The organism is Mesorhizobium sp. M1348 (assembly GCF_040317925.1).
Classification (GTDB): domain Bacteria; phylum Pseudomonadota; class Alphaproteobacteria; order Rhizobiales; family Rhizobiaceae; genus Mesorhizobium.
Window position 1 is genome coordinate 1 of sequence record NZ_JAMYLH010000061.1, and the last position, 10,265, is coordinate 10,265.

5 protein-coding genes and 7 pseudogenes are annotated in these 10,265 nt (G+C 57.6%); 3 read left to right on the forward strand and 9 right to left on the reverse strand.

The features are described 5' to 3' along the window. Together NKH13_RS35030 and NKH13_RS35035 are read right to left on the reverse strand one after the other, a co-directional pair. Nucleotides 1-270 (reverse strand): annotated as a pseudogene (locus NKH13_RS35030) (hypothetical protein); the annotation flags it as partial. Next, the gene (locus NKH13_RS35035) at nt 257-1,060 is read right to left on the reverse strand and encodes a 2-keto-4-pentenoate hydratase (protein ID WP_352917398.1); all 804 of its coding nucleotides are present in this window, start codon (nt 1,058-1,060) and stop codon (nt 257-259) included. The pseudogene NKH13_RS35030 and the gene NKH13_RS35035, both read right to left, overlap by 14 nt. A 169-nt stretch (nt 1,061-1,229) precedes the next feature. Between NKH13_RS35035 and NKH13_RS35040 the strand changes: the two genes are divergently transcribed. Both NKH13_RS35040 and NKH13_RS35045 read left to right on the forward strand, forming a co-directional pair. Continuing rightward, complete coding sequence (locus NKH13_RS35040) at nt 1,230-2,708, forward strand: FAD-dependent oxidoreductase (protein WP_352917400.1); 1,479 nt, start codon at nt 1,230-1,232, stop codon at nt 2,706-2,708. Between the two features lie 67 nt (nt 2,709-2,775). After that, nucleotides 2,776-2,959, forward strand: a pseudogene (locus tag NKH13_RS35045) (IS110 family transposase); the annotation flags it as partial. 371 nt (nt 2,960-3,330) lie between these two features. Here NKH13_RS35045 and NKH13_RS35050 read toward each other — a convergent pair. The 4 genes and pseudogenes from NKH13_RS35050 to NKH13_RS35065 all read right to left on the reverse strand — a co-directional run. Continuing rightward, nucleotides 3,331-3,459: pseudogene (locus NKH13_RS35050) on the reverse strand (IS3 family transposase); the annotation flags it as partial. Then, a pseudogene (locus NKH13_RS35055) lies at nt 3,460-4,389 on the reverse strand (IS110 family transposase). A 276-nt stretch (nt 4,390-4,665) separates the two neighbouring features. Next, a pseudogene (locus NKH13_RS35060) lies at nt 4,666-4,919 on the reverse strand (transposase); the annotation flags it as partial. A 522-nt stretch (nt 4,920-5,441) separates the two neighbouring features. Continuing rightward, nucleotides 5,442-7,058, reverse strand: a complete 1,617-nt coding sequence (locus tag NKH13_RS35065) for a GMC family oxidoreductase (protein WP_352917404.1) — start codon at nt 7,056-7,058, stop codon at nt 5,442-5,444. A 322-nt stretch (nt 7,059-7,380) separates the two neighbouring features. Here NKH13_RS35065 and NKH13_RS35070 point away from each other — a divergent pair, with 322 nt between their 5' ends. Then, nucleotides 7,381-8,172, forward strand: a complete 792-nt coding sequence (locus NKH13_RS35070) for an IclR family transcriptional regulator (protein WP_352917406.1) — start codon at nt 7,381-7,383, stop codon at nt 8,170-8,172. A gap of 579 nt (nt 8,173-8,751) precedes the next feature. Here NKH13_RS35070 and istB read toward each other — a convergent pair. The 3 genes and pseudogenes from istB to NKH13_RS35085 all read right to left on the reverse strand — a co-directional run. Further along, a pseudogene (gene istB, locus NKH13_RS35075) lies at nt 8,752-9,657 on the reverse strand (IS21-like element helper ATPase IstB). After that, nucleotides 9,654-9,947: pseudogene (locus tag NKH13_RS35080) on the reverse strand (IS21 family transposase); the annotation flags it as partial. The pseudogenes NKH13_RS35080 and istB, both read right to left, overlap by 4 nt. A 14-nt stretch (nt 9,948-9,961) precedes the next feature. Further along, the coding region (locus tag NKH13_RS35085) for a transposase domain-containing protein (protein ID WP_352917408.1) at nt 9,962-10,265 on the reverse strand (304 nt) is incomplete at its 5' end.

The window sequence follows — 10,265 nt, forward strand, 5'->3', positions numbered from 1 at the left end:
CGACGTTGCGCGCCTCGTCCACGGCGTCGGGGCATTGAGCCGCTTGGCATACTCCTCACCTGTAATGATGTCGAATTGCTCAACTTCGTAGAGCGTAAAGAATTCGGGATGGGTTTCTTTATCAGCAGCTCGATAACGGCGCCCTCGCAAAAAACCTGGAATGCCGGCTCGCTCGGGCATGTGCTCGTGGATGTGCCACTGATAGAAATCCTGCCGCCCCTCCTCTGCTATTCCGTTCCAGATGGCCACCATACCCTTACCGCAAAGCATCGGTCTCTCCGCTATTCTCAAAACTATTGAAGGTCACCGAAACGGACGTGAAACCGTCAAACTCCGCTACGATGTCATCGCCGGGATTTGCCGTGTGAAAACCTGTGTAGCTTCCCGTCGTAACGATCTCACCGGGCTTTATGACTAGCCCCCTTTTCCCGAGATCGTTTGCCAACATGATCATGAGGCCAATGAGGTCTCCGTGGGGGTGGCCTCCCCTGGTCTGGCAAATGGTATTTCCGTTGATGCCGAGTCGAGCCGGAAGGGTCTCAACGGGAACATCCTGCCAGTTCTTATTTAGCGATCCGAGAACCAGTGCGCCGTTCGACAGCAAGTCTGCGATCATCGCATTGCGAGGAATGGCGAACTTGCTTGCCCAGCGGCTATCTGCGACTTCAATGGCCGCGCAAGCCCCATCAATGGCCTCGATGATATGCTCGCTTGCAAACCCATCCCGCCCCGGGATGGGCTCTCTCCCAAAGCGGAAAGCGATCTCGCATTCGACTCCGCCAAGCCCGTAAACTTCGGGGGACATAGACACCGGGCTGTGAAAAAGGCGGCTCGCGATTATTGGAGCTGATATCAAGTCTCCGTCGGGCAAAGCCGCGACCTTCCAGCCAGCGATAGGATGTGACAACGCGCTGACGACGTCATGCTGAATAAACAGAGCTTCGTCGCGGCTCAGTGCTTCCAGCGTTGACACATCAGCTGTCACGCGCTCCCCGCCTCGATGGGCGGCAGCCAGTCTTTGAGCAAAGGCCCCTAAGAAATCGCTTGCTATGCCTGACATGTCATACTATCTGGAATGTTATTCCAACAACAATTAACCGCTTTCCTGGACGTGGTCAACCGGCTTCCCGAAAAATGATTAGAGTTCGTTGGATAGGCTGCTCAGCACTGACATTGAGTAAAGCTTGGGTGTGTGCACGCGTAGAACTGGGTTGGAAGGGAGCAAGTTCGTGTCCGCTTTGAATGCTGCAGACGTGATCGTCGTTGGAGCTGGAGGATCTGGTCTATTCGCTGCAATAGAGGCGGCTGAAATGGGCCGACGAGTATTGGTGCTAGAGAAAAATCCCGCGCCGGGCGGCATGACCAATTGGGCTATCGGCTCCCTTTCGTCGAGCGCTTCGCCGATGCAGGCTGCTATTGGCATTCAGGACCCGCCGGCTGCGCACTTCGAGGACATGGCGCTGTTTCACGGCGCATTGTTGTCCCGTGACAATCCCGATCTCCGCAGAGCCTTCGTTGAAAATGTCCCTGAAACACTAAAGAAACTGCTCGACCTGGGGGTCGTGTTTTTTGGGCCCATGCCAGAGCCGCCCCATCGTGTTCCCCGTATGCACAACGTGCTTCCAAACTCGCGGGCCTACGCACACGCCTTGAGCCGACACGCCCGCGAGCTTGGCGTTGATATACGCCTTAATCATCGCGTTCGTCGGTTACTGTGCGAGCAAGGGAGGGTCGTAGGGGTCGAGGCTGAAGCAGATGGCTCGCAGCATCGATTCATTGCGTATCGCGGCGTTGTCCTGGCTGGCGGAGATTTCAGCGCCAATAGAGAAATGAAAAGAATTTATGCCGGCGAAGCAATAGCGCAAGCGGGTGCGTTAGTTGAAACAAGCACAGGCGATGCCCACCAGCTCGCATTGGATGTTGGCGCTGAAATTGTGAACGGTGACATTGTCAGCGGCCCGCAACTCCGATTTGTGCCGCCTAGAGTAAACCTAATGACCAAATTGCCGCCAAGCCGATTCCTAGCCTTAGTGATGAAATGGTCCATGGCCAAATTGCCCCAGGCCATGATTCGACCTTTCATTATGATGTTCCTTACAACGATACTGGAGCCACAGCGAAAATTATATGAAAGCGGCGCAATACTTATAAACAGAAGCGGATCCCGATTCGCCGACGAGTGCGATAGCCCTCAACTCTCGGTACCCCAGCAGCCTAATAAAGAGGCGTTCATAATATTTGACGGTCGTCTTGCCAAGCAATTCAGCGCATGGCCTAACTATATCTCAACAGCACCAGGGGTCGCGTATGCGTACCTTCCAGATTATAGGCGCAATCGCAAAGATATATATTGTCAGGCCAGCTCGTTAGCTTCACTCGCCAAAAAAATTGGTGTCCCGGCAGCTGCTCTCGAAGAAGCTGTTGCGGATTATAATCGTAATCCTCGCGCAGGTAGCGAAGGCTTGTTGAAGCCGCCGTTCATTGCACTCGGACCAGTCCGAAGTTGGGTGTTGACCGAGGGAGGACTACGGGTCTCCCCCGCTATGGAGGTTCTGTCAAAAAATGGCGAAGCCGTCCCGGGTCTCTATGCGGCTGGAGCAACCGGTCAGGGCGGGATAATCCTGGAAGGCCATGGCCACCATTTAGGATGGGCGTTTACGTCTGGGAGGTTGGCAGGCCGAGCTGCTGCCCTGAGGGAGGTTGGTTGACTTGAAGCCCAAACCGGACCCGATGGCCTGCTGCCGGCTCAGTGGACAGGCACTTAAGCTAACAATGCTGCGGCAGGCGCTGGTGGTGGGCGCGATGGCCCACATCCAGCAGGTGCGTCGCGGCCGCGCCAAGGCCTGGCCGTGGCTGGCGGCGTTGATTACGCGCAAGCCGCCGAAGCTGGCGGCTGTGGCGCTCGCCAACAAGACCGCCCGCATGGCGCTAGAAGATGATGATCACCGGCGAGCCGTACCGTTGCGGCCTATCCGGGCAGCCTGACGCCTCCTCGCCGCCCTCAAGGCCGCTTCGCGCCGCCTACTACGGCGGTGACCTGCGGCCAGCCCTGACCGCGGCTCAGCACGGCGGTGACATGCCCGGATAGGCCGCAACGGAGGAACACCGAACACAAGCTCTTGCAACGGAAGGAAGAAAGCGTGATCGATCGATCCGTGACGCGCGAAACTCCGAGGGATCCATTGGCAAACGAAACCGCTGGCATGATTGGAACGGTCGTCGCGAAACCCGACCTTGGCCAGCGGCCGCAAGGACCGTGCTCAAAGGCCGGACATATGGACGCAAGCGATCGAAACGAACGCAAAACAACCGTTGCAGGCAGGGCGCCGTCCACATATGGAAGCCGGAACGGGACACATCCAGTGCACTGCACAGCCATGCCACCGGCCAGATGCTCCGGTGTTTCGCGATGAAAGCGAACCTCATGTCACTTCCCTCGCGAAGTAGGCTGCGGCCTTCCTAAGAAACAGCCGCCTCAGTCTCGCATGGAACAGCTTGCAAAACGAAGCCCAGCGATTTGGCGCGCCGCGTCAGATTGGCGAGGACACGGCTGCGATATTGTTCCTAGTGATCGGCGCCCGGATCCCTGTAGGTAATGCCGTGCCTGAGGGCGTTGTAGAACAGGACCGCAATTTTGCGGGCGGTTGCCCTCACGTCCTTAGCCTTGCCCGCACGAGAGGACAGCCTACGATAGAATGCTCCGAGCGCCGTATCGCTCCGCCTGATAGTCGTGGCCGGCAAGGCAACAACGCTGCTCCCGGCTGGATGATCTCCGTGTGCGTGAAGAGAGCACATTGCCGCCGAAGATTTTGCTACCCGGCGCGAGACCCAGCCAGGAGATGAAGTGCTTGACGCTCGGCCATGCCCTCGATCCGTACCGCACTCGCCGATAAGCTTCAACGCAAGTGACGGACCCAACCCATGGATCTCGGTCAGGTCAACGCCAAGCACGCCGTATAGAGCGGTCCTCACATCGAACGGCATGTGCTGGATATGGGCGGCTGCGTATTCCACTAGCCGCTCCCGCTGACGCAGATAGGCGCGCAGGGTTGCGATCTCGGCATCAGGACGGAAACTCACACGTAACAAACCGTGGGAATGAAGCTGGCGGAGCCACGCAGCATCGCAGACATCTGTTTTGCGCCCAGGCACGTTCTTCGCGTAGCGCGCATTGACCAGAATGACCTCGAACCCGTGCTTCTCAAGAATCTCGTAGGCCGGGATCCAATAGACCCCGGTGGATTCCATCGCGACACTGGTCACGCCGCACGCTTTGAACCAGTCCGCCGGATCATGCAGGTCTTGCGTGAATGTGCCAAACGCCCGCACTGGCGTGTCAGTGCAGCCCGGGTCGACCGCTGCCATGGGCATTTTTGATCCGATGTCGATGCCAGCGGCACCCACATGACTGGCTTCAATTCCGGGCGGTCGCCGGTCGTTATCTTGGGCATGGCAAATCCTCCATCAAAAATTGTGGGCGGGAGGTCTGGGCTATGCCTATCTTCATCTTCCTATCGGGATCACGGTTGGAGCGGCGTCACCACTCTCAAGTTCGCACCCATGGACCACGTTTTTTAACGGGGACTACGGCCGCTACCCTCCGAGGTGCGAGGGTAGCATGGGCTGTTTCTACCGCGCGCAGGCGGGCAACGGCCCGTCACAGTTTTTTAGGATGTCGCGCTCCTCCTTGAGCTTCGCCACTTCGCGTCGCAGCTTGTCGATCTCGAGCTGCTCCGGCTTCATTTGGCCGTGGCCGGGAACGCATGCTGCGGATCGGCCGACAGATCACGAATCCATTTGCGCAGCACATTCTCGTGCAGGTCCAGATCCCGAGCCGCCTGCGCGACCGCAACACCCCGTTCCTTCACCAGCCTCACAGCCTCAAGCTTGAACTCCCGGCTGAACTTTCTTCTCTGCATGGGAAACTCCGGTTCTATCTTCAACACCTTAGCTCGGTGTCCATGGAACCGGCAGCAGGCCATCATGCTGATCCCACCGCCCCCCATCACGTACTCTAAATGTCTGCCGTCATCACGGTATTGTGCAACCTTCAGCGGCGCGAGCCAGAGCCAAGCCAGCCTCTTCCGGAGCGGCAAACGCCCGTGATAAATCTCCAACGCGTCGCCCCTTGCTCGCCCCACATGTAGATCACCCGGGCAGCAGGGTCTTGCCAAATCCGCGCATTCGCCGCCTCAGACCCTTTCCGGCGGCCCGTCGAGCCTTCGATCCTCCAGGACCGGAATAGCCTCGTTTGAGACCTCTAGTGACGTCCATTTTTGCTATCTCGCTCCATGCGAGCACGATTCGTCCGAATCGGAGGTGATCGCACGATCACGCCAGGCCGTGCAGGAGGAAGCTAAGTGAGCGCTTACGCTCCTACTCGCGTTTTAGGATGTCTGATCTGCCCTCGCATAACTGCGGCAAAGCAGTCCACGGCTCGATCAGGAAGGGGTGAGGCGTCCTCGAATGAGGTCTGCAGCTCTCTCGGCAACCGCGATCGCTGTAGCATTCATCCCCCCCGACACCGGACTGGGGAGGACAGAATTATCAACGACCCTCAGTCCTGACACTCCACGAACGCGAAGCGAGGTATCCGTAACACTCGCGTCATCTGAACCCATGCGGCATGTGCCGGCATAGTGAGCGGCCGTTGAACCTACGCGTCGCGCAAAGTCGTACAGTTCGTCGTCGGTGACCACGCCGGGGCCTGGGGTCGTTTCGCCCACACTCCACCTTTTGAGGGCATCCATTTCAAAGACCCGCCGAGCACTGCGCAATCCAACAAGCAGTCGCGGCCAGTCTGTTGGCGCGCTAAGGTAGTTCGGACTTATGGCGGGAAACTCTTGGGGGTCTGCGGAGCGAACCAACACAGTGCCGGCGCTGTCGGGACAGGTCAGGAATACGCCGATCGTCATCCCCCCTGCACTCTCAAGGGCGCCTGGAACTGAAGGCGAAAAACTCACTGGGGCGAACATAAGTTGCAGATCCGCCAAGTTTGCTGATGGGGAACTCCTGCAGAAGAGGGAAGCCATACTCGCTCCCAGGGTAAGCAGTCCCCTATTCTGAGTGAGGTATTTCAAACCCTCTAGGGCAATGGTCCCGAAGTTGTTCATTTCGTTGACGGTGAGAATGCCCTGGGTGCGATGGGAGATTCGAACCAAGTATTGGTCACGGAGGTTCTGGCCGACGTTGGGTGAGAGGTGAACGACTGGAATGCCGATTTGCTTCAGGTGTGCTGGGTCCCCGATTCCGCTTAGCTGGAGCAATTGCGGCGACCGCAGAGTGCCACAAGAAACAATCAGCTCACGTCGTATTTTCACTCGTCGGAGATGACCTTTCTGGACAAATTCAACGCCATCCACCTTCTTCCCAGCGAATATGATCCGAGCGCAAATTGCATTCGTCTCGACCCGCAGATTACGGCCCTTCTTCAAGGCGGGACGAAGGTAAGCTGAAGCCGTATTCGCCCTAAACCAACCCTTGCGGTTCTGTTGGAATAGGCTAGCGCCCTCCCTGTCGGGAGCATTCATGTCTGCAACCTCAGCATATCCAGCCTGGGTCGCCGCTGTTACAAAATGCCGTGCGAGTGGATGAACCGTGCGAAACGGGGCGACCGACATTGGACCGAAGGTGCCGCGATACTGAGACGCTTCACCTTCAAACCTCTCTGCTTTTCTAAAGTAGGGAAGTAGCCCAGCATAATCCCAACCTTTGCACCCCAGCCCGTCAGCCCACCAGTCATATTCAGCAGCTTGTCCTCTCGCGAATAGGATGCCGTTAATAGAACTGCTCCCGCCGAGACCTCTGCCGGCAGGGGCAATGATGCTCCGATTAAAAGTTTTAGGATCCGGCTCGGTCTTATACATCCAGTTGAAGCGGCGATCCTTCAACAGGTAGAAATATCCTGCGGGGATATGGATAAAAGGGTTCCAATCGCTCGGGCCGGCCTCTATCAGTAGCACTGAGCTCTCATCCTCGGATAGGCGAGCGGCGATTACGCTGCCCGCAGACCCAGCGCCAGAGACGCAAAAATCGGTCTCAAAATCCCAGGCTTCCACCAATGTAATCCATTCGTTTGATGGGGCGGCTCGCGGCTGCAACACCGGCCAGCCGCGCCTGTGGCCACTTTTTTAGGAACACTATAGACGATTATTCATGCGCCGTTGGGTCGAACAATTCCAGTGGTTCCTATTCCACACTTGCTGGTCCTTGACCGCCGACTCGTGCACACGATAGGAAAGGAATCGCATTTGGAATATCATTCTGGTCATTAATGAGTTCGCCTGCTCTCCCGTAGAGCGTTGTAACCTTCTCCGAATGCGCTTGACCGACACGAAAAGGTAGAATATCATTCCTAATGGAACGAGCGAGGAGAGTGACGTGCGGGTTGTAAACTCTCTTGTTGAGCGGTGTTTTGCTGTCATTGAGCTGCTTGCGAAGGAAGCATCGGCGATGAGGCTCGGCGAACTTGCTGAAAAGCTCGACCTGCAAAAAAGTGCCGCCCATCGAATGCTTAATTTGCTTTGCGAAATGGGGTGGGTTGAGCAGGAGCCGGTCACGGGCTTTTACAAGCTCACACTCAGACTTGCCATTCTTGGACAGCGTTTTCTGAGTGCAACCCACCTAACTGACATCTGCCAGCCCGTTTTGGAGGAATTGGCGGCCGAAAGCGCGGAGCTTGTTAGGATGGCAGTCGTGCAGGGAGAGACGTTGACTTGGATCGCACAAGTTCAAGGCGCTCGGAACGGATTGAAATATCAGCCTGAGATGGTGGCGAGAGTTCGCTTGGACACCACCGCCAACGGCAGAGCTTATTTATCTAGACTAAGCCAGACAGACGCAATTCGCATCGCTATCAATGATAGCGCCTACAGCGGAGGTGAGCGGTCTATAGCCTCTGTGGAAGAGTTTATGAAGGGGCTGGAACTGACCCAAAAAAGAGGCTGGGCGATTTCCGACGAGGAGGCTGAGCCCGGTGTCGTTGCGATTGCCGCCCCTATTACTTTGGGGGGTGGCCAAACGGTCGGCACGGTCAGCGTCGCTGGACCGAGATCACGGCTAACTCCAGACCGGCACGAAAAAGTAGCTTCGTCGGTGTTATCAACAGCAGCCAAACTTGGAGAACTCTGGCCTTTAAGGCAGAGATACAACAACATAGAGCAATCGGCATAGTCCCTCTCCACAATTCGCCGGCTATGTGGGGAGAGTCCACCCTTTGCGAATATTGGCAAGGCAGTCTCCTCTCGATCGGGCGACTGACAAGCGGATGCCTTGTCGCGGCGCCGGCCTCCTATGGTGCGATCATTGCTGCGCGGCCAAGAGGCGCACCCACAAGATACAGTTTACATTTCGCCCTCGATCGATGCCGGCACAGAAATTATGCAGCTTGCGATAGACCGTGCCTCAAGCGGGCTTAATGAAGGGTTGGCGTGCCCATTTGTTTATGGATGGACACTGCTAGCTTAGCTAAAGTTAGAAACTCCTGAGCCGAGATCCGGATAATGACTACATGCCGAGATCGGCACCGTCTTGCATCAGCTGCTCACTGCGGCGATAAGGAAGGCACAGCTCGCCACTTGGGTCCCGGGCAATCCGCTTATCCAGCGCATGGCGATGGGCCGCGCGGCAATGCGCCGTCCTAGTGTCTGGTGACCGCAGCAGCGTCGCGCGGCGAAGATTGAGCTCCATCGCCGACTTCGGCTATAGCGCGACGACCAGGATGAGACGGGAGCGACAATCTGGATGAGATTCTTATGTCGCGGTCACGGGCAAATTATCATGGTGATTGTCGCTGGCAAGAGTCTCGTCGTTTTCTGATTGCCGCTCCGCGACAAAGCTCGTGCGTATTTTTGATTGTCGCGTAGGAGGCGGGTCTGCCGCGCTGGCGTTTGGCCTCTATGGCTGATCGTCGCCGGTAGCTTTCGACATTCATCTCCGAAGATCGTTGCGTGATGAACAAGTCGGTCCACCGCGGCGAGGGTCATGGCGGGGTCCGGAAAGACGCGGTTCCATTCTCCAAAGGGCTGATTGGCGGTGATCATGATGGAGCGCCGCTCATATCTTGCGCAGATGAGTTCGAAGAGCACGCTCGTTTCGGCCTGGTCCTTGGTGACGTAGGCCATATCGTTGAGGATGAGCAGATCGAAATTGTCGAGCTTTGCGATGGCGGATTCGAGCTGGAGCTCCCGCCGCGTGACCTGAAGCTTCTGGACGAGATCGGTGGTGCGGGTGAACAGCACGCGCCAGGCGTTCTCGATCAGGGCGAGGCCGATGGCCGCGGCGAGATGGCTCTTTCCGCCGCCGGGCGGGCCAAACAACAGGATGTTGGCGCCTTTTGCGAGCCAGCTGTCGCCGGCGGCGATCGCCATCACCTGGGCCACTTGGAGACCATCGGCACGGCGTCGAAGGCGAAGCTGTCGAGCGTCTTCCCGGGCGGCAGGTGCGCCTCGGCAAGGTGGCGTTCGATCCGGCGGTGCGCCCGCTCGGCCAGCTCATGCTCGGCGATGACCGAGAGGAACCGGGCGGCGGGCCATCCTTCTATCCTTCTCTGTCGGCCTGTTCAGTGAACTGCGGCCAGAGCGTCTTGATCGTCGGCAGCCGGAGCCCGTTGAGCATGATCCCGAGCCGGGCTTCATCGATTGTGTGGATGCTCTTCATGCGACCTCTCCCGCGCAGGCCGTGCCGATCAGGGCTTCATAGCCATTGAGCGATGCGAGTTGCACATGAACAGTCGGCAACCGGGCCGGCTCCGGGCCGAAGAGCGCTCTCAGGGCGGCCAGATTAGGCAGTTCGCCGGCGTCGAGCGTTCTGGCAAGCTCCTCAGCCAGTTCACGCTCGCAGCCACGATCATGAGCCAGCGCCAACAGTTCGACGGCAATCTTGCAAGCCTGTTTGTCGGGCAGTTGCTCGATGAGAACGTCGAAGGCTCTACGATATTCCGTAAGCGGGTAGCTGATGCCGTTCAGCGATGGTAGTTCCAAGGCATGAGCGCCTCGATAGCGCTGTTTGGCCAGCCATTGGCGATGCGCTCGAGGGTCTGGGTGAGCCAGGCGTGCGGATCGACCTGGTTCATCTTGGCGGTGGTCAGCAGCGTGGCGATGGTGGCCCATGTCCGTCCGCCGCCATCGCTGCCAGCGAAGAGGCTGTTCTTTCGGGTAATTGTGAAGACCGATTCATTATGCACCTCCTTTTCAAATAGCGGAAAACAGCGATTCCTGGTTGTCGTCGTGGATGCGATGCGGAGTATTGCGCGCCAAATCGGCCTT

Coding starts and splice junctions, on each gene's coding strand:
- NKH13_RS35035 (WP_352917398.1), bottom strand. CDS start 1,060: ATGTCAGGCATAGCAAGCGATTTCTTAGGGGCCTTTGCTCAAAGACTG.